The organism is Kocuria sp. HSID16901 (genome assembly GCF_003989425.1).
In the GTDB taxonomy this organism is placed as follows: Bacteria; Actinomycetota; Actinomycetes; order Actinomycetales; family Micrococcaceae; genus Rothia; species Rothia massiliensis.
The window spans coordinates 353665-376654 of record NZ_RBLM01000002.1 but is presented as its reverse complement, the minus strand read 5'-3'; the positions used below and the strand labels follow the sequence as shown (position 1 = coordinate 376654).

Here is a 22990-nt window from a genome sequence, read left to right as displayed (position 1 = left end):
ACCGATCTCCAGGGGCCAAGTTGTGACATTCTAGGAGGACCTGCTTCGGGTACTGAGGGATATTAGAGGAGATTCGCAGTGACGGATTACGCGCTCAACGACCGTGGGTCCTTGGAGCTTGTCACCGAGGACTATTACGACGCCGAGATTTTGCGGCTCTTCGACGGAAAACGCTTGGATCGTGAGCAGGTCGTCGACGCGACGGCTCAGCTGGTTCCGGAGCCCGATAACCCCGTCTTTCCCGAGAGCATCGCGATTTGGGTCAACGGCTACAAGGTGGCCCGAATGACCGTGAAGGATTCCGAACGTTATTGGAATCCCCTGGCACGCATCATCTATTCGGGATACACGCCCGTCGCGCCGATTCGTTTCTGGGCGACCCAACGGCGCGATGGTGATCATCCTCGCCTGGAAACCCGCGCGATCCTCTCCGTTTCGCGCCCGGAACTGCTCTTCCCGATCAATGCGTCTCCCCTCCACGCGGCTCTTCTCCCCCAGGGGTCCAGCGTCAAGGTTCTTAATGAGAACGAACATGCCGAGTACCTCCACGACGTCCTCCCGATGTCCGGCGAGGGCCGCGTCATTCTGACCCTTGAGGCGAACCGTCACAAGCTGGCGGACGGCAGCGAGGTCGAGGTCGTGGACGTCTTGCACGACCGTCGCATCGTCGGACGCCTCAGCACCCAGATGTCTGAACAGCTGGCGCCCGTGGTTCGTTACGCCTTCCAGCACAACAAGTTGACCGCCGTGTGGGGAACCATCCGCGGTAGCTCATTCGAGCTGTCGCTCACCGTCCAGACGGTTCGCGCCGACGAAATCCCGAGCTCTTGGTACACGGATCTGCCCAATTCCTTGCCTCTCCTGAAGGCCAAGCAAGATTCATATGACCTCGACCCGAGTTACGTGCCGAGCGAGGCGGAAGAGAACCCCAGCTTGAAGCGAGCCGAAAAGCCCGACGATGCCGTCGAACGGCTCCACCCGGATACTCACGGAAGCTCGTCTGCGACCAAGGCCGGATTTGTGGAGCGTCATCGACACAGCGGAGGCTCAGGATGGGGCTTGGGCGTCCTCGGTGCGCTGATCTTGATCCTGGGCATCGTGCTGATCTTCTTCAAACCGATTCTCGGTGTATTGGGCATCATCGTCGGCGCATCGGTGGTATTCGCCGGCGTCTACATGTCGCGATTCCAGGGGTCTGGTCGGATGTACGACCAAATTGATATCAACCCGACCGGTGGTCCTTCCGCTTCTGACCACGAACCTCAGGCGCTGGACCAGTCTGAAGAGCCTGAGGGTGCCGAAGCCGACCAGGAAGAGCAAGCCCTCGAACAACGACAGGAGCAGGAGCCCTTTTCACCCAACACGGAAGCCCTCGACCTGCAAGAATCCGAGCCCGAGGCCACCACGGACGCTATCGACGACGTCGAGAAATACGACGAATCACCCGAGGTGAACGACGGGTATTACTCCGATCAGTATCTGTCCGAGGAGGAAGCTGCCGATTTTGAGGAAGATACGGAGCCTTCCGAATACGACGAAAGCTACTCGTATCCGGAGTGGGAGCACTCGGACGACTACGAAACCGTGGGCGAGGATTACTCGAACGGCCGCGGCTCGGGCTCGCGTCGCTAGGTGACACCATTGCTCACCCGCGCTCGCTCTCGGACCGACCGCTTTCTCCAGATTGCCGACGTCTTCATTCGTCACGGATTGGGATTCCTGGTGGAGGGGTTGGGTGCCCCGATCGCCGGCCCATTGCATCGGGTCCGGCGCACCGAAACCGGTGAGCGCCTCACCCAACCTCAGCATCTGAGGATGGCTCTTGAAGAGCTTGGCCCGACCTTCATCAAGGTCGGTCAGCTCATTTCGACTCGACAAGATCTCCTACCGACGAGCTACACGCAAGAACTGCGCAAATTGCAGGACGACGCAACGGTCGTTCCCTACGAGGAGCTCATGGACTCCTTGGCCGGACAGCCCGAGCAAACCATGTTGGAACAGTTCGATTCCATCGACACCACTCCCCTGGCGTCGGGGTCTATCGGGCAGGTTCACGCGGGGGTTTTGCACGGGCAGGACGTCGTGGTTAAATTCCGCAAACCGGGCGTTCTCGAAGAAGTTCATCAGGACCTGGATATCATCAGCGACCTCGCGACGCTGTTGAGCCGGTATGTTCCCTTAGCCAAGCAGTACGACGTTGTAGAACTGAGCGCGGAATTCTCCCGAACGCTCTTGGAGGAGCTCAACTACACCATCGAGGCAACGCACTGCGATCGGTTCGCGAATTTCTTCCACGATGATCCTGAATTGCATATCCCCCACATCTACTGGGAAGCAACGACTTCGCGCATCCTGACGCAAGAACGCGTTGGTGGAATCAAAATCAGCAATGTGGACGCGCTCGACGCCCACGGAATCGATCGACATCGGCTCGCGGTGAATGCGACCGGCGCGATGTGCCGGATGATCTTTGAATTTGGCTACTTCCACGCGGATCCTCACCCGGGCAATCTGTTTGTGCGTCCAGACGGCGCCATCAATCTGATCGACTTCGGCATGTGCGGCGAGCTGAGCGAAGACTTCCGCGACAGCATGCTTCCCTTGCTGATTGGCGTGACGACCCAGAACATAAAGCAGTGCAGCCGCGCCGTCATCCGTCTCACCAATTCACACGGCCGTAATGTCACGCCTCAGGAAATTGAGGCAGATCTCGGGCGCATCATCCGTCAGTACTCCGGGCAAAGCCTTGACGATCTGAATATTGGCAGGGTGCTCACGGACGTTATGGCCTTGTTGCACCGGCATCAGCTCAGCCTGCCCTCAGAAGCGGCGCTCCTGATCCGCATGATCGCGACGGCCGAATCTTTGGGTGAGCTGATCGACCCGGATTTTGATTTCATCGCCGTCCTCAAGCCTTTTGCGACGGCTTTCGTATCGAGCAGGGTTTCGGTGGAAGCCATTCTCAAGCGGCTGACTGCCATGACTCGGGAGACCGTGGGGTTCGGCGTCGAGGTGCCAAGCTCCTTACGAAAGATCATGAGCGTCATCGAAAATGGCGGCTTTGACGTCCATCTCCGCGCGGATGAGCTGGAAGAAATTATCGACCGCGTCGAGGTTGTGGGGAACCGATTGGTTGCCGGTGCGGTCTTGGCCGCATTGGTGAATGGTTCCGCCAAGATTATTTCGACGCACCCGGAAGGCTATCGAAGCTGGAAGGGGCTCCTCATCAGCGGAGGCGCGGGTGGTGCGGGTCTGTTGAGCGGATACATTTTGAGCTCGGCTCGCCTTCGGGTTAAACGACCGAAGCGACGTCGTGGCCTCATGAGTCTCTGAGGCACGACGTCGCTTCGCGTGTCGCGCTTCGCGGCTAGTCGGTTCCTGCGGTCTTGGCGAATTGGTCCATGGTTCCATCCTTCATGGCCTTGCTGAGTTCTTGGACGGCTCCCTCGTCCAGATTGACGATGGACTGGCCGTCGTCGGACCACCCCGTCCCGGCATTCGGCAGAGTCATCATCTTCATGTTCTTGAAACCGTTTGGCCCCATTTTCATGAGAATCTTTGCCGCTTCCGTGGAATTGAGCGAGTCATCGACTTGTACATAGGGCGAGAAGGTTTTGACCATGTCGTTGACCTTGAGCGGGTTGGCGAAGTTTTGCGGGTCGCCGATGGCCTTCATGAGGCCACGGATGTAGGCACGTTGATCGCGAACCCGCTGATAGTCGCCGTCCGCGAAGGCATAGCGTTCCCGGACGAAGGTTAGCGCGCGGTCCCCGTTCATCTTTTGTGGGCCCTTGTCGTAGGACTCACCGTGTTCGGTCGTGAACGCCACTGGAACATCGACGGTGACGCCGCCGACGGAATTGGTCAAGTCACGGAAGCCTTCGAAATTGATGCCGGAGACGTGGTCAATTCTGGTGTCCAGCAACTGCTCGATTGTTTGGACCTCCAAGGGAATACCGCCTTGGTCGAGGGCCGCGTTGATCTTTGCCTTGCCGTGTCCCGGAATATCGACCCAGGTGTCACGCATGATGGAAATCAGGTACGCCTGGCCCCCATCGGCGGGAACGTGGAGGAGCATGATGGTGTCCGCGCGCTGACCGGAAACCGTTTTTTCATCGGCCTCCCCTTGACGCGAGTCGCTGCCGAGGAGCAAAACGTTATAAGAGCCGTCTTCTTTCGGCCGATTTTTGTCGTCCGGCAGGGCGTTGGCGAATTTTTTGGTTCCGGAATCAAAGTTGTGGGCCAGGTTGGCAAAATAGGCCCCAACGGCGATCACGCCGACCAAGAGCAGAGTCCCGCAGATGCCGAGCGCGATGAGTCCCCCGCGCCTCTTTTTTCGGCGCCGGGGCTGCGGCTCGTTGCCGTTGTCCAGGAGGTCGTCGTTCAGCGACATTCGGATACTCCGTCAGGTTCGGTGATGTTCGGGGGTCAGTTAACCCGACCGATTTTACTCTGAACATACAGAAAGTGCCGGGAATCGTGAAAGATTCCCGGCACCTTCTCAGCGAGGGGCTGGTTACTTGCCAGCCTTGCCGAAGTTCTTGAAGCGAGCATTGAAGCGCTCGACGCGACCGGCCGAGTCCATGATGCGCTGCTTACCCGTGTAGAACGGGTGCGACTCGGAGGAGATTTCGACCTCGATCAAGGGGTACTCGTTGCCGTCTTCCCAGGTTTCAGTCTTCTGGCTGGTGGCGGTCGAACGGGTCAGGAAGGTCTTGCCGGACGCGAGATCGCGGAAGAGGACCGCGTGGTAATCCGGGTGAATATCGGTCTGCATGGGTCTACCTTTTCAATCGGACTGGATTTTGCCAGGCCTAGGGAGTAAAGCTGAGATTCTCCAGGGGACGGTCGATATATTGTTCGAACACGCCACGGAGGACGCCGCGGTACGGCGACCACATAACGCTACCACGTGTACTGCGAGAAGAGAAGGATTCAGCGGACGCGCGTTTCCCAAAAGGCCACGGCCGAAGCTGCCGCTACGTTGAGTGAATCAACCCCGTGGCCCATGGGGATCATGACCGTTTCCTGTGCGGTCGAAACAGTAGCCCGGCTCAGGCCATGCCCTTCGGTTCCGAGAATGAGGGCAAGTTTGTCTTCGTTCCGGGCTGAGAGCTCGTCGAGGGTTATGGAATCCGGTTCCAGGGCGAGGGCCGCCGTGGTGAAGCCGGCTTCGTGGAGTGCCTCCACATCATCTGGCCACGATTCCGAACGAGCCCACGGAACTTGGAATACTGTACCCATCGAGACTCGAATCGAGCGTCGATACAGCGGGTCCGCGCAGCGCGGCGAGACCACGACGGCGTCGACGCCCAGCGCAGCCGCTGAGCGAAATATGGCGCCGACGTTCGTGTGATCCACGATGTCCTCCAATATCGCTACGCGTCGAGCTCCACGAATAACCTCGCGAACACTCAACGGTTGTGGACGCCGCATCACGGCCAGTGCTCCCCGATGCAGGTGGAAGCCCGTGAGGTCTTCCAGCGTGGCGTCGTCGCTCACGTAGGCAGGGACCTCCGGCCACGCTCGAAGGACGTCTTCCAAATCCGCAGCCCACTTGTCCGACATGAGAAAAGACAAGGGGGCGTGGCCTGCATCGAGGGCTCGTCGCAAGACCTTGGATGATTCGGCGATGTAAACGCCCCACTCCGATTCTCGCGACGTGCGCATGCGGACGTCGGTCAGTCCACGATAGAAGCGCAAGTCCCTGAGCACTCGTTCGTCAGCACGGCCATGGGAATCTGCGATCTGCTGCTGGGCCACGCGCACGACATTGGGAATCGTGTCAACGTGGGCCGCGCGGGCGGCCAGCTCGGCCGGTCCATATTGAGGGTTATTCATAGGTGCTCCGAAAAAATGTGTCGCGGCCTAGTCGAGAAAGACCATCTTGACGATGGCGGCAAGTCCCAGGATCACGATGATGCTCCGAAGAACCACCGGCTTCAATCGTCGTCCGATCTTGGCCCCCACCCAGGAACCGACGGTCGAGCTGATGGCGATCAGGAGGACCACCCACCAGTCGATTCGATCAAACGCAAACAAAAGATATGAGATTCCTGCGATGAGGTTAACGCTGGCCACTAAGACGGTCTTGATGGCGTTGGCACCCTGGAATGATGCGAGGAGGAAGACGCCCAATATCCCCAAGAGAAGGACCCCTTGGGCAGCCACAAAGTAGCCCCCGTAGACGCCGGCGAAGAAAACCAACGCATAAAGTATCGGCGGTTGATGGTCGCTCTCTTCGGACGGCAACTCTGTGCCTTCGCGCCTCTTTCGGACGATCGCTTGCAGTTTCGGCTGGAAGATCACGAAAAGCAACGCCACACTGATGAGAATCGGGCTAGCAGCCTCAAAAACACTGGCGGGTAGGTGCAACAACAGGTAGGCACCGAGAATCCCACCGATCAGGGAACACGGAATGAGCTTCCAGAGGGTGCGTTCTAATCCCTTGAGCTCTTTTCGATACCCCCAAGCGCCAGTGAAGTTCCCGGCGATCAGGCCCATGGCATTGGAAATCGTGGCTGTGACCGGTGGCACGCCCATCGACACGAGCACCGGAAAGGTCACGAGAGTGCCTGAACCGACGATCGTATTAATGGCACCGGCCCAGAGGCCAGCAACCAATATGATGCAAATTTCCAGAATGGACATTAGTTCGCGGAGAACGCCGTGTGACGGCCATCCACGGAGGTCAGTTTGAGAGGCATCTCGTAGGCTTCGCTGAGATTTTCCGAGGTGAGGACCTCATCGATGGGGCCTTGCGCGACGACACGGCCGTGGTTCAGCAGGAGCAGATGTGTGAGGCCACGGGGCAATTCCTCGAGATGGTGGGTGACTAACAGAGTGGTCGGCGCATCGGGGTCTTGCGCGAGGTCCGTCAGGCGCGCCACGAGGTCTTCACGGCCGGCAATATCCATTCCGGCCCCCGGCTCGTCGAGAATCATGAGTTCCGGGTCGGTCATGAGAGCGCGGGCAATCAGAACACGCTTCCGTTCACCGTCGGACAAGGAACCAAAAGTTCGGTCCGACAGGTGGGATACGCCCCATTGCTCGAGCAGTTCTTGGGCGCGCTCGTGATCCATCTGATCGTAGCCCTCACGCCAACGTCCTGTAACGCCATAGGCTGCGGTGACGACGACGTCTCGGACCTTTTCGGACGCCGGAAACTGTGAAGCGATGGCGCCCGAAGTCAAACCGATCCGAGGCCTCAGTTCAAAGACGTCCACGGCCCCCAAAATTTCGTCCAGGATATCCACCATGCCCGAGGTCGGATGCAATCGCGCGGCGCAGACGCTCATCAACGTCGATTTGCCGGCGCCATTGGGGCCGAGCACTGCCCAACGCTCCCCTTCCCGTACGGTCCACGTGATTCCGTCGATTAGTCGTTGGCCCTGTCCCCGCACCACGGAGACGTTAACTAGCTCCAAAACAGCACTCATGTCTCGACTTTAAGCCACGTCGGCCCGACTTACCTAGCCGTGACACTCGGCAAGTGGAGAGCATTCATACCTGGGAACCTGAGCCATCCATCCATAGGATGGGAAATATGAGCAAAAACCTGCGAATCGTTGCCCTGAGGGTGGGCGCCCCCGCTGATCGGCATCGAGACCTGTATCGCTACGTTGAGGATGCCGGTGCCCAGATCCTGAATGGCATTGACTACTCCGTGCCAGCCTTGCCGGAAGTCCGGGCTGATGGGCGGCGAGCCGCACAACGTGGCGGTCCCCAGTACAGCGTTGTCACCTTGGATGTTCGCTGGCCTCATGATCTCGCGGAATTGCGTGGCACCTTGCGCCCCGATCCGCTGAGCCGCGGGCTCGAGGGGTACGACCTCAACGTCGTCGACCCAGCGATCCTTACGGCTGATCGGCGCATGCTTGTCATGGACGCGGACTCGACGCTCCTCGACGGAGAGGTGATCGATGAACTAGCCGCCGTGGCCGGGGTGCGTCACGAAGTTGCCCAAGTGACGGAGCAGGCGATGCGCGGGGACATGGACTTCTCAGAGTCCTTCAGGAGACGAGTTGCAACTCTTTCCGGGCAACACCAAGCCGTCATGCATCGTGTCTCGCGTTCCCTCGTGTTGAACCCTGGAGCACTCCAATTGGTTAACGCCTTCCACGTTTCGGACAACCCGGTGTGCGTCGTATCCGGTGGATTCATCACTATCTTGAAGCCAGTGATTCGTCAGCTAGACATCGAATGTGCCAGGGCGAATGACGTGACGATCAAGGACGATCGTTTGACCGGCGAAGTCCGTGGAACCATCGTTGACGGTCAGGTCAAACAGGATTCCGTTAAGGAATGGGCCAAAAAGTTCGGTGTGAAGCCCTCGAACGTCGTGGCGGTCGGAGATGGCGCCAACGACGCGATGATGTTGGATCGTGCCGGGCTCGGGGTGGCCTACAACGCCAAGCCGGTTCTGCGACAGGTCGCGGACGCGCAGATCAACTTCCCACGGCTCGACGCCGTGCGGCATCTCATCGGTATGTAGCGGCCTCCGGATATGGAACTGGGGCGTGGCACCGTGATGATGGTGCCACGCCCCAGCTGTGTCCCGAGCTTTAGTTGAGGAAGCCCTTCGCTCCGCCCACGAGTTCCACGTGGCCGGTTTCGACGTCGGCCGTGACCATAGCGGCGACCTCTTGCGCGAACTCTTCAACGGAGTAGAGCTTGCCTGCCTCATTGCGACGCTCTTCGAGCGTTCCCGGGCGGGCCCGATTGAGAAGCGTTGCCGTAACAGTGCCCTCAATCATGTCGCCAGAAACAACGACCAACGAGATCCCCTTCTCCTTCAATGCGGGAATCTCAGCGATGAGGGCGTCCTCGCCGGCCCTCTTTGACTTGGCCACAGCCTCGTACTCGGGCATGGTCTCTACGTCGTGAATGAAGTGAGCCTGGTGCGACGTCACAAAGACAACGCGTGAGCCTTCCTTCATGGAGGCCGCTGCGGTCCGCAACAAATCCAACTGAGCGTCGCGGTTGAGGCGAAGGGCGTAGTCCTCGCCCAAGTCAGTTTCCATTCCACCTGAGGCGTTCAGCACCAAGACGTCGAGTCCGCCGAAATTCGATACGGCGGCGTCGACCAGCTGCTGGACGTCGTCGTGGTTGGTGATGTCAGCTCCCACGGCGACGGCGCGGCCGCCAGCTTCCTCAATGGCCTGGACGACTTTATTGGCCCGGGGAGCCTTCTGGCGGTAATTGATCACGACGCCCGCTCCTTCGGAGGCGAGAATCTTGGCGGTGTCAGCGCCAACCCCTCGCGAGGAACCGGTCACGATTACGGATTTATTGTCCAGAGCGCCCATGCTGTCCTTTCTACGGCGTCCTCGGAGGCTACCGAGGACGCGATATTGATGTTTTCAACGGTCGCTGGCTGAAACCAGCGGCCAAAAATCGGTGAATTTAGTGGCCCATTCCGAGGCCGCCGTCGACGGGGATGACGGCGCCGCTGATATACGCCGCCTCGTCACTGGTCAGCCACCGAACCACGCGTGCGACGTCCTCAGGCGTACCGAAACGGTGGGCCGGAATGGTGTCCAGGTACTTTGCCTGAGTCTCCTCGGGAAGAACATCCGTCATATCGGTATCGATGAATCCGGGAGCGACGACGTTTGCCGTGACGTTTCGGGCTCCCAGCTCGCGAGTGAGGGAGCGTGCGATACCCACAAGGCCAGCCTTCGACGCAGAATAGTTGATCTGGCCCGGGGATCCGTACAGGCCAACGACGGAGGAAATGAGGACTACGCGACCAAATTTCTTGCGCATAAAGCCCTTGGCCGCGCGCTGCACCACCCGGAAAGCTCCGGTCAGATTGGTGTCGACGACCTCCGTGAAGTCCTGCTCCTTCATGCGCAGCAGCAGCGTGTCTTTGGTCATTCCGGCGTTCGCCACCAAGATCTCGACAGGGCCGAACTCGGACTGGATCTCTTTGAACGCACGATCCACGGATTCGGAATCGGTCACGTCCGCACGAACGGCGAAGAAACCTTCTGGTGCTTCCCCGGAACGATACGTCACGCAGACGTTGTGCCCCTGAGCCCTATAGGCTTCGGCGATCGAACGGCCGATGCCGCGGTTGCCTCCGGTGACGAGAACGGTCCGGGGCTGAAAGTCCTGGGAAGTATCGGTAGACGTCGGTTCTGCTGCCATGGTCACCTTTCGGCTTCAACCGGCCTCGAGGACCGGACTCCTGATGCGGTATTCAATCCTTCATCCTATCCGAGCCATGACCCGTGTCCGTGTGGATATTGACGCAATCGGCCACCAAAGACCAACTTCGGCGCCCGAACCGTGCTCCAAAGTGAGACAATGATTCTTTATGCGGTCCTCAACATCACGATTCCGGGAGGAGGGACCGGCGTTGTCACCTCGCGATCATCGAGAAAAGTCCGACGCTCACGATGAGCCTCAGGACGTTCACACCATCACCGGTGCCCAGGCGCCCCATAGCGAAGGCATCGACCATCGCATGAAGCGATACGCCTTGCAGATGGGACTTCGCATCGTGTGTCTGATCGTGGCAGTCGCGTTCGATGGGTGGATTCGCTGGGTGGCCGTCGTAGGCGTCGTCGTTTTGCCGTGGGTCGCGGTGGTCTTGGCCAACGGTAATGATCGAGCGGAAGTTCGTGATGTTTCTTACGATCCCGGTCGGCAGCCACGAGAGCTCATTCCTGGGCAAACCTATTCGGCCGAGGAATCGCGGGGACATCAAAATCCGGATGATGGCGAGCAGAACGGTGACGACATCAGCCATGGTTCTCCTGACGAAGCGCCGAGCTCTCCCCCGTCGGACGACGTCATCGACGGGGAATACCGGACTGGGCACCAGTACTAGCGAGCCATCCATTGGCTTCCATCCGACGGTGTTGAGGCCGAGGACCGTAACCACGAGGAAGGCGGTACGCATGAATCTTCAGGAACTCTTGGGAACCCCCGAGAGCGTCGACATCCCGACCTGTTCCCGGCGTGGTTGCTCTGCCGAGGCTACCTTCCGTCTCGAGTGGAATAATCCGTCGATTCACACACCCGACAGGCGTAAAGTATGGCTGGCGTGTCCGGAACATCGAGTCTTTTTAGAAGAATTCCTCGGCGCGCGAGGATTCCTCAAGGAGACCATCGACATCGGTCCGCGAGGATGAAACTCCCCCTACATAGGTCCACGAAAAGGTAGTGCGTGTACAAGTTCTTGTTGTCCGGCAAATGGATCGGAGCGTTCGGTCTGTGCGTTCTGTTCTCATTGCTTTGCGTCTATCTGGCCGGCTGGCAGATGGACCGCAAGGAGGCCTTGGACTACAGGAATAGTCGCATCAGCCAGAATTATGACGCCTCCCCCGAACCTTTCTCTGAGGCCGGTCATTACTTTCAGGATTATCAGCAAGACAAACAGTGGACCCCGATCTCCATGAGGGGCTCCTATCATCCGAAGGACCAAATTCTGGTTCGAAACCGGCCGCACGACGGCAGCATCGGTTTCGAGGTCCTCGTCCCCTTCACGACGACGTCTGGCACCACCGTGGTGATCGACCGCGGCTGGGTACCTGCCGGAGACTCGAACGCTAAGCCGGCTTCAGCCGTTCCGCCGCCTCCCGAGGGAAATGTCACGGTGGTGGCGCGTCTGCAGGCCTCCGAAGCGGATACCGGAAAGAGCGCGCCGCCAGGACAGATCGCTTCCGTTGACGTGAAACGCCTCGGCCAGAACCTGGGCTATCCCGTGGCCGAGTCCGGGTACGGGATTTTAGCTTCGGAAGACCCGGCGCCGGCGTCGTCGCCCTCTCAGCTCAGCGAACCGGAACAAGACGCGGGACCAAACCTCTCATACTCGATGCAGTGGTACGCCTTTTCCGTCTTGGTCTTCGTCGCTTATGCCTGGTGCGCCCGGCAAAAGGTGCGAAATGACCGCCTCGACGCTCAATTGGCCGAAGAACTCGAACAATATTATGGGCGTTTTTACGACGCCGATGGCACGTATATCGGCGACATTGACGAATCGATTGTCTTGCGGCAAATGGAAATGATCGACGACATGCCGTCACATATGAAGGCCATCGTGAGGCCGAAACCACCGAAGAAACGCAAACGCCCCAGCGCCGAAGAGATCGAGGACGCCGAGGTGGATGCTTTTGGGACGGCGCGTCGACCACGCTAAGAATCGCCGTCGGAGCGGTACGTCCGATGACGAACGTACCTCTCCGACGCGGCCGGTTCCTAAGCCAGCGTGATCAGGTCCTGGTATTCCTTGTTCCAGTGATCCTCGATGCCGTCCGGAAGCATCAGAACCCGCTCGGGATCGAGCGCCTCAACGGCCCCTTCATCGTGCGAGACCATCACGATCGCGCCCTCATACGTCTTCAAGGCGTTCAGAATTTCTTCACGGCTTGCAGGGTCAAGGTTGTTGGTGGGCTCGTCCAGCAGAAGAACGTTGGCGCTAGATGCGACCAACGTGGCCAAGGCGAGGCGGGTCTTTTCGCCGCCGGACAGGACGCCCGCGGGCTTGCTGACGTCGTCCCCCTGGAAGAGGAACGAACCCAAAATGGTGCGAACCTGCGTGTCTTGCAGGTCCGGAGCCGCTGTGCGCATATTTTCCAGAACTGACCGCTCCGGGTCTAGGGTGTCGTGCTCCTGAGCGAAGTAGCCGAGTTTCAGCCCATGGCCCGGTTCGAGCTGACCGGAATCCGGTTCCGAAACTCCCGAGAGCATTCGCAGCAAGGTGGTCTTACCGGCACCGTTAAGGCCCAAAACCACGACGCGGGAACCTCGGTCGATGGCCAAGTCCACGTCGGTAAAGATCTCGAGGGAACCGTAGGACTTGGAAAGCCCACTGGCTCGGAGCGGCGTCTTGCCACAGGGAGACGGCGCGGGGAAACGGATCGCGGCGACCTTATCCTTCGCTTGCTCCGGCTCAACCTCGCGCATGAGCCGTTCGGCGCGCTTAATCATCTGCTGGGCTGCTACTGCCTTAGTCGCCTTGGCACGCATTTTATTTGCCTGCTCCATGAGTGCGCCGGCCTTTTTTTCGGCATTCGCGCGCTCGCGTTTGCGTCGATGTTCGTCCTGCTCACGCTGTTGGAGGTAATGCTTCCAATCCATGTTGTAGACATCGACCACACACCGGATCGCATCGAGATAGAGCACCTTGTTGACCACAAGTTCCATGAGTTCGACGTCGTGGCTGATCACCAACAGGCCGCCCTGGTACCCACGCAAGAATTCGCGCAGCCACGCAACGGAGTCCGCGTCGAGGTGGTTAGTGGGCTCGTCGAGCAACATGGTGTCGGCGTCCGAGAACAAAATCCGAGCAAGTTCCACACGGCGACGCTGACCGCCAGACAGGGTTCGCAGCGGTTGCGATAGTAATCTCTCGGGAAGGTCGAGGTTGTGAGTGATCGTTGCGGCTTCTGATTCCGCGGCGTAACCGCCACCCGAAATGAACTCGGCTTCCAAGCGGTCGTAGGACCGCATGCCCTTTGCCTGAACCTGGGGATCTTCAGAAGCCATGTCTTGCTGAGCCTGGTGCATGCGACCCATGACGCCGGCCAACCCACGAGCGGAAAAAATCCGATCCCGTGCGGTCTGCTCCATATCGTCGACCTTTGGGTCTTGCGGCAGATAGCCGATGGAACCCGAATGGGTGACTTCTCCACCAGCGGGAAGCGCCTGGCCGGCCAAGACCTTCGTCATCGTCGTTTTACCCGCGCCATTACGACCGACGAGACCGACCTTATCCCCCTTGTTAACTCGGAAATTGACCTCGTCCATCAGTAGACGAGCGCCAGCACGCAATTCGAGATTCGAAACTGTAATCAAGGGTGGACATCGACCTTCCGGGCGGATCGGGGTGCGTCATTTATTGATAATTGCCCCAGAGAACTGGGACGTCACAGACGCCATGACGGCATCCTTTCCATTTTACGACTCTATGCAAGGACGACGATCACAGCAGCATTTCTCAGGGACCTGGCATGCCGAATAATTTCGGGTTTACCTGGGGTTGATGTGGTGTTTAGTCGAGGTCTCGTCGCGAGTAACACCGCATCCCTAGGTTACGGGTGTGGCCTTTTGCCACAAATTTGCATCAACCACACCACTTCCAGGAGGAACCGTGGCTCCACAGGGGCGAAAACTACTTCCGTTGCTCAACTTCACCTCGAGCCGATCGCATCGTACGTGCGTCTACAAATGCGGTGACGCTTGCGCAAAGCCCGTGTCCAATACTTCTGATAACGAGTATTTCCGCGATGTCGCCCGACGGGTATTCGACCGGCGTCGGCTCCTCAAGGGGGCAGGGGCTGCGGCGATGACCGTGGGCGGCGCCGCCGTCACGGCCGGCTGTGCTACCTCTGAAGCTTCGGCGGATTCCGTAGGCGCCCCGTCAGGTTCTTCTGACGGAGCTTCGTCCGGGGATATTCCCGACGGCATGCGTTTCGACGTCGTGGCTCCGAATACACAAGACGCCGTCGTCGTCCCCCATGGATATGACAATAAGGTGCTGATTCGCTGGGGCGATCCTGTGGTTCCCGGGGCACCCCAGTGGGACCTGAATCAGCAGACCCCAGAGGCAGCGGCTCAACAATTCGGGTTCAACCCGGACTTCGCCGCCTTGCTGCCGATCGAGGGTAGCGACAAGAGACTCTTGTTTGTGTGCAACCACGAATACACGACCCCTCAGCAAATGTTCCCGGGGTACGACGCCGACAATCCTTCGGAGAATGACGTCAAGATCGAATGGGCCTCACACGGCCTCACGGTCCTCGAAGTTGAAGGAAACGACCAGGACGGTAGCCTCAAGCCCGTCATGGGCAAGTACAACCGTCGGATCACTGGCACCACTGAGTTCACACTCACTGGGCCGGCCGCCGGAAAGGAACTCCTGAAGACGAAGGCGGATCCGTCGGGCACGCGGGTTCTCGGGACTCTCGGAAACTGTGCCGGAGGATTGACGCCGTGGGGCACGGTGCTTTCCGGCGAGGAGAACGTCGATCAGTACTTTGCCGGGGGCGCGGAAGCCACGGGAAAGGACGCCAAAAAGCGCAATGACCGTTATGGAATGAAGGACTCCGAGACGGTCCGTCACTGGGAGAAGTACGACGATCGTTTCGACCTCCGCAAGGAGCCGAACGAGGCTCACCGTTTCAATTACGTCGTGGAGATTAACCCGTGGGATGCCTCGTCGACTCCCGTCAAGCACACCGCCATGGGACGCTTTAAGCACGAAGGCGCCACCATTCACGTGACCGACGACGGCCAGATCGTCGCCTATTCGGGGGACGACGCACGGTTCGAATACATCTACAAATTCGTGTCGTCGCGTCGCATCACTGAAGGGTCAACCCCCGAAGCGATAGCGGCCAACATGAAGGCTCTGGATGAAGGCACCTTGTACGTGGCGTCATTCCAGGGAAATTCCGATGATTTCACGGAAGGAAAGCTTCCGAAGGATGGCGCCTATGACGGTGAAGGTACCTGGCATCGGCTGGCCACCAGCAATTCCGACGGAAGCGTAACGTCCCACATTAACGGCATGACCGGCGAGGAAGTTCTGATCTTCACGCGGTTCGCTGCTGACAAGGCCGGGGCCACCAAAATGGACAGGCCCGAGGACGTGGAGCCGAACCCGAAGACCGGAAAGGTCTATGCCGCGCTCACCAATAACGATTACCGAGGGGCCAATCGTCCGGGAAAGAATGACGCACCAACGGCCGAATACGCGCCAATCAAGGAGAATAAGAACGGCCTGGTTCTGGAAATGGACGATGATCATACCGGCGAGTCCTTCACCTGGAACCTTCTGCTCGTATGCGGTGATCCTCAAGCGGCGGAAACGTATTTCGGAGGGTTCGACAAGAACAGCGTCTCCCCCATCTCCTGCCCGGATAACGTGGCGTTCGATCCGCACGGAAATCTTTGGATCTCCACAGACGGCAATGCGTTGAAGTCCAATGATGGTCTGTTTGCCGTGTCTCTCGAAGGTGATACCCGTGGCCTGACCAAACAGTTCCTGACAGTTCCGAAGGATGCGGAAACGTGCGGTCCGATCGTCGAGGAGCGCCGGGTCCTGGTTAACGTTCAGCACCCTGGTGAAGACGACGAGGCCACGGTTGAGTCCACAACGTCCCACTGGCCCGACGGCGGTAAGTCTCTGGCCCGACCCGCTGCGGTCGTGGCCTGGAAAAAGGGCAATGGACCTATTGGGTCCTAGTCGCCGCAGGTGAAGAGAAAAGGCCGGGCCGCTCCACAAGGGAGCGGCCCGGCCTCATCATCTGCGCTGTGGCGGCGTTAGATATTGAATCCGAGAGCGCGCATCTGATCGCGCCCCTCTTCGGTAATCCGCTCGGGACCCCACGGCGGCATCCACACCCAGTTGACATGCCATTCGTCCACCACAGGCTCAAGGTTCTGCGTGACCTGTTCTTCGATGACGTCCTGCAAAGGGCAGGCAGCGGTAGTCAGCGTCATATCCATGATCAACGCACCGTTGTCGTCCCAGCGAGTGCCATACAGCAAGCCCAGGTCGACGATGTTGACCCCGAGCTCGGGATCGATGACGTTAGCCAGGGCGTCCTCGATCTCTTGGTCCGACGGGCGCCCGTCAGGCTTCTCTGTCGTTGCTTCGCTCATGCTCCGGCCCCCTCAAGGTAGCCGACGTAGCCCTCATTCTCGAGGCGCTCGGCCAACTCGGGTCCGCCCTGGTCCGCAACGTGGCCGTCAACGAACACGTGGACGAAGTCGGGCTTGATGTAGCGCAAAATGCGTGTGTAGTGGGTGATGAGCATGACGCCCATGTCGTTGGCATCGTGTGCCCTATTGACGCCTTCGGAAACCACCTGAAGGGCGTCGATGTCGAGCCCGGAGTCGGTCTCATCGAGAATGCCGAATTTAGGCTTGAGCAATTCGAGCTGGAGGATCTCGTGGCGCTTCTTCTCGCCACCGGAAAATCCTTCGTTGACGTTACGCGAGACGAAGTCCGGATCGATCTTCAGCTCGTTCATGGCCGCCTTGACGTCCTTGGTCCAGGTTCGCAGAGCCGGTGCTTCGCCGTCGACGGCGGTCTTGGCCGAGCGGAGGAAGTTGGACATGGTCACACCGGGAATCTCTACGGGGTACTGCATGGCCAAGAACAGTCCCGCACGGGCGCGCTCGTCAACGGACATCTCGGAGACGTCTTCGCCGTCCAGGAGGATTTCGCCGGAATCGATCGTGTACTTCGGGTGACCGGCGATAGTGGACGCAAGGGTCGACTTACCGGAACCGTTCGGTCCCATAATGGCGTGAACTTCGCCGGACTTAATGGTCAGGTTGACGCCTTTGAGGATCGGCTTGGTGTTTTCGTCATCGAGGATGACCGAGACGTGCAGATCCTTGATCTCAAGAGTGGACATGAATACTCCTCTGAAGTGTATGAAGTTCGGGGATGCCTGCCGGCATTAGTTGTCGCTGATCGCCAGTTCATCTTCGAGGGCGCCCATCAGGGAGTCCTCGAGTTCCGGAACACGGATCTGCTGGATGATTTCGTACAAGAAGCCGCGGACCACAAGGCGACGAGCCTGCTTTTCGGGGATGCCGCGGGCCATGAGGTACCACAGGTGTTCCCCATCGAGCTGGCCGGTCGTGGAAGCGTGGCCGGCGCCCTCGATGATGCCGGTTTCGATCTCCAGGTTGGGCACGGAATCCGCGCGGGCACCGTCCGTCAGCACCAAGTTCTGGTTTTTCTCGTAGCTGTCGGTGCCTTCTGCAGCCTTCTGAATGAGGACGTCGCCCACCCAAACCGTGTGGGCATCCTCGCCTTGAAGGGTTCCCTTATACAACACGTTGGAGGTATTCCGGGGAGCGTTGTGGTCCACGAAGGAACGGTGTTCCAAATGCTGACCCGAATCCGCGAAGTAGAGGCCGAACAGTTGCGCGTTGCCGCCTTCAGCGGAGAACCGCACATTTGAGTTCAGACGGACGATGCTGCCACCCAGCGTCACATTGATGTGCTTGTAGTGCGCATCCTTACCGACCTCGGCATCATGCTGGCCCACATGCAAGGCGTCGTCGTTCCACCTTTGCAGGGAGACGACGGTCAGGCTCGCGCCCTGTCGAACGATGATCTCCACGTTTCCGTTATGGCGGCTCGAACCGGTGTGTTCAAGCACTACGGTGCTGTGGGAGTTGGCACCTGCCTCGATCACGACGTGGTTATTCGAGCGTGCCGAGGCGTCGTGCCCCTCTACCCGAACCGTCACGGGTTCCTGACGTTCCTCGTTTTCCGGGACAAGAACGTGCATGGCCTCGGGAGCGTTGGCAGATCCGACCACCGCTGCGCGATCCGCGGGTCGCAACACGGTGTCTCGAGGTGCCTCGCCCTTGTTCAAAGTCCCGGCAAGCCAGGATTCCGGGCCGTCGAAGGAGACGCTGAATGCCGGCTTCCCGTCGACGACGTCCGTGGCCGCATCCTCAAATAGGGAAGCGATCTTCTTGATGGGAGTGAAACGCCATTCCTCTTCACGGCCATTCGGAAGCGCAAAGTCGGCGACGTCGAAGCTCCAGGGCCGTTCCGCACGTGAATGCATGACCTGCGAGTCAGTTTGACCTGCATTATCCGACTTGCGAGCACGAAGCGTGTCGTCGGTGGACAGCTCGGGCGAAAGCTTTTCGCCTTCCTGATCCATACCGGGAATCGCTGGGCGGGCTTCACCGGTGTGAACGCCGTCGACCTTTTCGGAAGTCTCGGTCTGATCCTGTTTGATCTGATCAGTCATGTTTTAGCCTACGGATCCTTCCATCTGGAGTTCGATAAGACGATTGAGCTCGAGTGCATATTCCATGGGGAGCTCGCGCGCGATGGGCTCGACGAAGCCGCGGACGATCATCGCCATGGCCTCGTCCTCGGGGAGCCCTCGCTGCTGCAAGTAGAACAACTGTTCCTCGGAGACCCGCGAAACCGTGGCTTCGTGGCCCAGCGTCACTTCGTCTTCGCGAATGTCGATGTACGGATATGTATCCGAACGCGAGATGGTGTCGACCAGCAAGGCGTCACACACCACGTTGTTCTTGGAATGTTTGGCGCCTTCACGCACCTGAACCAACCCGCGGTAGGCAGCACGACCACCAGAACGCGCCACCGACTTCGAAACAATCGAGCTGGAGGTGTTCGGGGCGATGTGAACCATCTTCGACCCGGTGTCTTGGTGCTGGCCCTCGCCGGCGAAAGCGATGGAGAGAGTCTCACCCTTCGCGTGCTCCCCCACCATGTAAACGGCGGGGTACTTCTGGGTGACCTTGGAGCCGATGTTTCCGTCGATCCACTCCATGGTTGCTCCCTCGTGAGCAATGGCGCGCTTGGTCACGAGGTTGTACACGTTATTCGACCAGTTCTGGATCGTGGTGTAGCGAACGCGAGCGTTCTTCTTGCACACGATTTCGACGACGGCCGAATGCAATGAGTCCGACTTATAGATCGGAGCGGTGCAACCCTCGATGTAGTGAACGTAGGAATCCTCGTCCGCGATAATCAGCGTACGCTCAAACTGACCCATATTTTCCGTATTGATACGGAAGTAGGCCTGCAGCGGAATCTCTACGTGAACTCCCGGGGGAACATAGACGAAGGATCCGCCGGACCAAACCGCCGTGTTGAGGGCAGCAAATTTGTTGTCTCCCACCGGAATGACGGTGCCGAAGTATTCTTCGAAGAACTCGGGGTGTTCCTTGAGTGCCGTATCAGTATCCATGAAGATGACGCCTTGGCGCTCGAGGTCTTCACGGATCTGGTGGTAAACCACCTCTGATTCATACTGGGCGGCCACACCGGCCACCAAGCGGTTGCGTTCGGCCTCGGGAATACCCAACTTCTCGTAGGTATTCCGGATATCCTCTGGCAGTTCTTCCCACGACTCCGCCTGACGCTCGGTCGAACGCACGAAGTACTTGATGTTGTCGAAGTCGATCTCGTTCAGATCGGCTCCCCACGTCGGCATCGGCTTCCGATCGAAGAACTTCAAGGCCTTGAGCCGGAGATTCAACATCCACTCAGGCTCATTCTTCTTGGCGGAGATGTCTCGGACAACGTCCTCGTTCAATCCGCGCTTTGCGGACTGTCCGGCGTCGTCGGAGTCGTACCACCCGTATTGGTAGGTGCCGATTCCTTCGAGCTCGGGGTTTCGTTCCAGAACGTCGGAAATGACGTTGCCGTCGGCTGTTCGCTCAGCTTGTTCAGTCATGGAGACCCTTCCTTGCTGTGTGTCGCTTTCCCCTGTGACGGGGTCGTGGCTTGCTGTGTCCCGCGAGCCAAGGGGATGTGTGTTGTACATACATGGGCTCCCCCGGCCATGGTCGAAAGGCGTCGGACATCGACTCCCAAGAGGGAGGCGATGATCCGAGTCTCTTCATCACAGAACTCGGGAAATTCTTGGGCCAGATCACGGACTGGGCAGTGACCTTGGCAGAGCTGGATGCTCGAGAGGAGGTGCTCGGGTAGTTCGACAGTTCGCGCGGCTTCGCCCATCGCCAAAACGGAGGTGCTGGCGACGAACCCGTCACGAGTCATGGCGTCACCGAGCGCCTTGGCTCGGTCGTTAATATCGGATCCCGCAGCTTCGACGATTGGCCGGTAGCGACGCTCCATCTCCTCGAAGAGTTTTTGGGCGAATTCACGAAGTGCTTCTTCTCCGAGAGATTCCTTGATGGTGTGGAGCGACTCAATCGCAATGCCCAGGTAGTCATTGCCCAGTTCAGCATGCCCCTGGGGTGCGATGACGTACCTCCGGGCAGGTCGGCCTGCACCGCCGCCGCGCTTGCGCACCACCGTGACCTCGATGAACTGTTCCTTTTCGAGGGCCTCAAGGTGCCGCCGAATAGCGGCGGGAGTGAGACCCAGAACGCGACCCAAATCCGCAGCGGACACCGGGCCATGAGCAAGCACGCCTTGCAGGACCCGGTCCCGGGTCCGTTCTTCGGTCTCGGCACCTCCCTGCGGCGAGGCACCCTTGGTCTGGGTAGCGTGCTTCATCGAATACATAACTAAAGTATGTCCTAATTTATTCCGACCTATCCAGTAAGGCGCACCTTGCCGCCTGTCATACACCACACCGTCTCAATGCTGAGGAGGGCGGAAGCTCGCCGTAGACTGGGACGGTGCCAGTTTTAGGAGATGAGAAGCGCCCGGGTGAGGCGACGACACGCGACGCAGCTGTGGTCGTCCAAGACTTGTACAAAGATTTTCCCGCCGCGCGGCGACCACGCAGGGAATCCCGTACCGAGGGGGCGCCCACGCGGGTTAAGGCCGTCAACGGCATCACACTCCAAGCTCGACGTGGTGAGATTACGGCCGTCTTGGGTGCCAATGGTGCGGGTAAGTCCACAACGCTGTCTTGTGCTCAAGGCCTGATGCGCCCAACTTCCGGTTTCGTGAGATTGCTCGGAACGGATCCCTGGGGTGCAGGTCCCGAATTGCGTGCCAGAGTCGGCATTATGCTGCAGGACGGCGGTCTTCCGCAGGCCATCCGGCCCATTCCGCTCCTCAAGCACGTGGCTTCGATGTACGAGACCCCGGCAGACCTTGAAGCGCTGATCGAAAGATTAGGGATCAACGGATTTGACGGAACTCCCGTGCGGCGTCTTTCGGGAGGTCAGAAGCAGCGGGTTGCTATGGCCGCTGCTCTCGTTGGCGGACCCGAGGTTCTTTTTCTCGACGAGCCGTCGGCAGGGCTCGATCCCCAGTCTCGCAAGGTCGTTTTCGACCTGATCCGCGAGCTGCGGGATGAAGGAACCTGCATCGTCTTGACGACTCACCTCATGGACGATGCACAACGTCTAGCCGACTATGTCTACATTGTCGACGCCGGACAGAACGTCGTCGAAGGCCGAGTCCACGAGTTGCTGTCGCCCGAATATAGCGGTCAAAGGGCGAGGTTCACGGTCTCTCAATCCGGATTGAGCCTCACGAACCTCTTCCCCGAGTCTCTTTCCCAAGGTCTCGAACTACGCGAGACCCAGCACGGCACCTATGAGTTGTCGGGGCCCATTCGTCCTGAACACCTCGTTTATCTGACAAAGTCTTGGGAACGTTCTGGCGAATTGCCCCTCAACTTCGAGCTCACCTCGAAGAGCCTCGAAGACCTGTTTCTCGAAGTGTCTGGGAGCGATGTTCGGTGAGTACCCCCACGAATGAAGAACGCCACGGAGACCTCATGACGGAACCCACGGTGGCCGAACGACGACCTGCATCGGCGAGCAAACGCGTCCTCCAGCAAGGTCGGTTCGAAACGTTGGCCATGTTGAAGAACGGTGAGCAACTGATGTTGCTGATCTTGTTCCCGCTGATGGCACTCCTTGCATTGTCTTTCACGGGATTCCTGGATTCGACGGCTGCATCGAAGGGCGTGGGCCGTGTAGATCTTGCCTTGCCGGGAGTGCTCGCTCTCTGTGCCATGTCGACCGCGTTGTCTGGTCAAGGAATCGCCACAGGCTTTGATCGCCGCTACGGCGTCTTGCGATTTATGTCCACCACTCCCTTGGGTCGGGGTGGCCTCATCGCCGGCAAGGGAGTTGCCGTACTCACCATCGTTATTGTGCAATACGTGGTTATGGCGATCGTCGGCGTCATTCTCGGCTGGCAACCACCCTTGACCGGGATATTGCTCTCCATTCCAACCCTTATTTTGGGGGCCGCGGCATTTACTGCAGTTGGCATGTTGGTGGCGGGTACGGTTCGAGCCGAAGCCACGTTGGCTTTGGTGAATACGCTGTGGGTCGTTTTGGCGGCTGTTGGCGGCTCCCTCCTCCCCTCGCAGCATGCACCAGGCTTTCTCAGGTGGGTTGTCGCGTTGCTTCCCTCTGGTGCCTTGGGCGACGCCCTCCGCGCCGATTTCGTTTCCCACCAGGTCGCCTGGTGGCCCCATGTGGTCCTAATCTGTTGGATCGTGGTCGCAGGCTACGCCGCCAAGCGATGGTTCAAGTGGTCATGACCACGACCGATCAGTTCGCTTCTGACGACTTGATCAGCGGATAA

22 protein-coding genes are annotated in these 22990 nt (G+C 59.1%); 9 read left to right on the top strand and 13 right to left on the bottom strand.

Annotation, left to right across the window (positions count from 1 at the left end; all coding sequences use genetic code 11):
- Nucleotides 1-78 precede the first annotated feature (78 nt).
- Together D8M21_RS03915 and D8M21_RS03910 are read left to right on the top strand one after the other, a co-directional pair.
- Nucleotides 79-1632, top strand: a complete 1554-nt coding sequence (locus D8M21_RS03915; RefSeq protein WP_053089916.1) for a hypothetical protein — start codon at nucleotides 79-81, stop codon at nucleotides 1630-1632.
- Nucleotides 1633-3333 (top strand): ABC1 kinase family protein, encoded by a 1701-nt coding sequence (locus D8M21_RS03910; RefSeq protein WP_126855665.1) that lies wholly within the window; start codon nucleotides 1633-1635, stop codon nucleotides 3331-3333.
- Between the two features lie 34 nt (nucleotides 3334-3367).
- On the opposite strand, the gene D8M21_RS03905 is transcribed toward D8M21_RS03910, so the two are convergent.
- From D8M21_RS03905 to D8M21_RS03885, 5 genes are all read right to left on the bottom strand, one after another.
- Nucleotides 3368-4393: an LCP family protein gene (locus D8M21_RS03905; RefSeq protein WP_048678281.1), complete on the bottom strand. Its 1026-nt coding sequence runs from the start codon at nucleotides 4391-4393 to the stop codon at nucleotides 3368-3370.
- A 123-nt stretch (nucleotides 4394-4516) separates the two neighbouring features.
- The gene (locus D8M21_RS03900) at nucleotides 4517-4777 is read right to left on the bottom strand and encodes a type B 50S ribosomal protein L31 (RefSeq protein ID WP_030014296.1); all 261 of its coding nucleotides are present in this window, start codon (nucleotides 4775-4777) and stop codon (nucleotides 4517-4519) included.
- Nucleotides 4778-4935: 158 nt separating this feature from the next.
- Nucleotides 4936-5841, bottom strand: a complete 906-nt coding sequence (locus tag D8M21_RS03895; protein WP_048678273.1) for a TrmH family RNA methyltransferase — start codon at nucleotides 5839-5841, stop codon at nucleotides 4936-4938.
- Nucleotides 5842-5868: 27 nt separating this feature from the next.
- Complete coding sequence (locus tag D8M21_RS03890) at nucleotides 5869-6651, bottom strand: sulfite exporter TauE/SafE family protein (protein WP_048678270.1); 783 nt, start codon at nucleotides 6649-6651, stop codon at nucleotides 5869-5871.
- Complete coding sequence (locus D8M21_RS03885) at nucleotides 6651-7439, bottom strand: ABC transporter ATP-binding protein (protein WP_048678268.1); 789 nt, start codon at nucleotides 7437-7439, stop codon at nucleotides 6651-6653. The genes D8M21_RS03890 and D8M21_RS03885 overlap by 1 nt, the downstream gene beginning before the upstream one ends.
- Nucleotides 7440-7546: 107 nt before the next feature.
- On the opposite strand from D8M21_RS03885, the gene serB reads away from it, so the two are divergent.
- Nucleotides 7547-8494, top strand: coding sequence for a phosphoserine phosphatase SerB (gene serB, locus D8M21_RS03880; protein WP_053089915.1), 948 nt, complete (start codon nucleotides 7547-7549; stop codon nucleotides 8492-8494).
- A gap of 70 nt (nucleotides 8495-8564) precedes the next feature.
- Here the strand turns inward: serB and D8M21_RS03875 are convergent, their stop codons facing one another.
- On the bottom strand, nucleotides 8565-9308 hold the full coding sequence (locus tag D8M21_RS03875) for an SDR family oxidoreductase (protein WP_048678266.1): 744 nt from the start codon (nucleotides 9306-9308) through the stop codon (nucleotides 8565-8567).
- Nucleotides 9309-9405: 97 nt separating this feature from the next.
- A complete protein-coding gene (locus D8M21_RS03870; RefSeq protein WP_048678636.1) occupies nucleotides 9406-10152 on the bottom strand; it encodes a beta-ketoacyl-ACP reductase in 747 nt (248 codons plus the stop codon).
- 211 nt (nucleotides 10153-10363) lie between these two features.
- On the opposite strand from D8M21_RS03870, the gene D8M21_RS03865 reads away from it, so the two are divergent.
- The 3 genes from D8M21_RS03865 (at nucleotide 10364) to D8M21_RS03855 (ending at nucleotide 12148) form a co-directional block, all read left to right on the top strand.
- A complete protein-coding gene (locus D8M21_RS03865) occupies nucleotides 10364-10837 on the top strand; it encodes a DUF3099 domain-containing protein (RefSeq protein WP_053089914.1) in 474 nt (157 codons plus the stop codon).
- Between the two features lie 70 nt (nucleotides 10838-10907).
- Nucleotides 10908-11141, top strand: coding sequence for a hypothetical protein (locus D8M21_RS03860; protein ID WP_048678265.1), 234 nt, complete (start codon nucleotides 10908-10910; stop codon nucleotides 11139-11141).
- 35 nt (nucleotides 11142-11176) lie between these two features.
- Nucleotides 11177-12148 carry an SURF1 family cytochrome oxidase biogenesis protein gene (locus tag D8M21_RS03855; protein ID WP_048678264.1) on the top strand — a complete coding sequence of 324 codons (972 nt, stop codon included), beginning with the start codon at nucleotides 11177-11179 and terminating at the stop codon, nucleotides 12146-12148.
- A gap of 59 nt (nucleotides 12149-12207) precedes the next feature.
- On the opposite strand, the gene abc-f is transcribed toward D8M21_RS03855, so the two are convergent.
- Nucleotides 12208-13806 carry a ribosomal protection-like ABC-F family protein gene (abc-f, locus tag D8M21_RS03850; protein ID WP_048678263.1) on the bottom strand — a complete coding sequence of 533 codons (1599 nt, stop codon included), beginning with the start codon at nucleotides 13804-13806 and terminating at the stop codon, nucleotides 12208-12210.
- A gap of 397 nt (nucleotides 13807-14203) precedes the next feature.
- On the opposite strand from abc-f, the gene D8M21_RS03845 reads away from it, so the two are divergent.
- The gene (locus D8M21_RS03845) at nucleotides 14204-16198 is read left to right on the top strand and encodes a PhoX family protein (protein WP_238651014.1); all 1995 of its coding nucleotides are present in this window, start codon (nucleotides 14204-14206) and stop codon (nucleotides 16196-16198) included.
- A 77-nt stretch (nucleotides 16199-16275) separates the two neighbouring features.
- Here D8M21_RS03845 and D8M21_RS03840 read toward each other — a convergent pair whose 3' ends face one another.
- From D8M21_RS03840 to D8M21_RS03820, 5 genes are read right to left on the bottom strand one after another with little or no spacing between them, the layout of a single operon-like run.
- Nucleotides 16276-16617: a metal-sulfur cluster assembly factor gene (locus tag D8M21_RS03840; protein ID WP_048678259.1), complete on the bottom strand. Its 342-nt coding sequence runs from the start codon at nucleotides 16615-16617 to the stop codon at nucleotides 16276-16278.
- Entirely contained in the window at nucleotides 16614-17378 is a 765-nt protein-coding gene (gene sufC / locus D8M21_RS03835; RefSeq protein ID WP_048678257.1) for a Fe-S cluster assembly ATPase SufC, read from the bottom strand. Before sufC ends, D8M21_RS03840 begins: the two co-directional genes overlap by 4 nt.
- Before the next feature lie 45 nt (nucleotides 17379-17423).
- On the bottom strand, nucleotides 17424-18740 hold the full coding sequence (gene sufD, locus D8M21_RS03830; RefSeq protein ID WP_126855663.1) for a Fe-S cluster assembly protein SufD: 1317 nt from the start codon (nucleotides 18738-18740) through the stop codon (nucleotides 17424-17426).
- 3 nt (nucleotides 18741-18743) lie between these two features.
- Nucleotides 18744-20201 (bottom strand): Fe-S cluster assembly protein SufB, encoded by a 1458-nt coding sequence (gene sufB, locus D8M21_RS03825; RefSeq protein WP_048678252.1) that lies wholly within the window; start codon nucleotides 20199-20201, stop codon nucleotides 18744-18746.
- Entirely contained in the window at nucleotides 20198-20998 is an 801-nt protein-coding gene (locus D8M21_RS03820; RefSeq protein WP_126855662.1) for a helix-turn-helix transcriptional regulator, read from the bottom strand. The genes sufB and D8M21_RS03820 overlap by 4 nt, the downstream gene beginning before the upstream one ends.
- A 116-nt stretch (nucleotides 20999-21114) precedes the next feature.
- Here D8M21_RS03820 and D8M21_RS03815 point away from each other — a divergent pair, with 116 nt between their 5' ends.
- Nucleotides 21115-22134 (top strand): ABC transporter ATP-binding protein, encoded by a 1020-nt coding sequence (locus tag D8M21_RS03815; RefSeq protein WP_048678248.1) that lies wholly within the window; start codon nucleotides 21115-21117, stop codon nucleotides 22132-22134.
- Nucleotides 22131-22946: an ABC transporter permease gene (locus D8M21_RS03810; protein WP_321174082.1), complete on the top strand. Its 816-nt coding sequence runs from the start codon at nucleotides 22131-22133 to the stop codon at nucleotides 22944-22946. The genes D8M21_RS03815 and D8M21_RS03810 overlap by 4 nt, the downstream gene beginning before the upstream one ends.
- The last annotated feature ends 44 nt before the right edge of the window (nucleotides 22947-22990 follow it).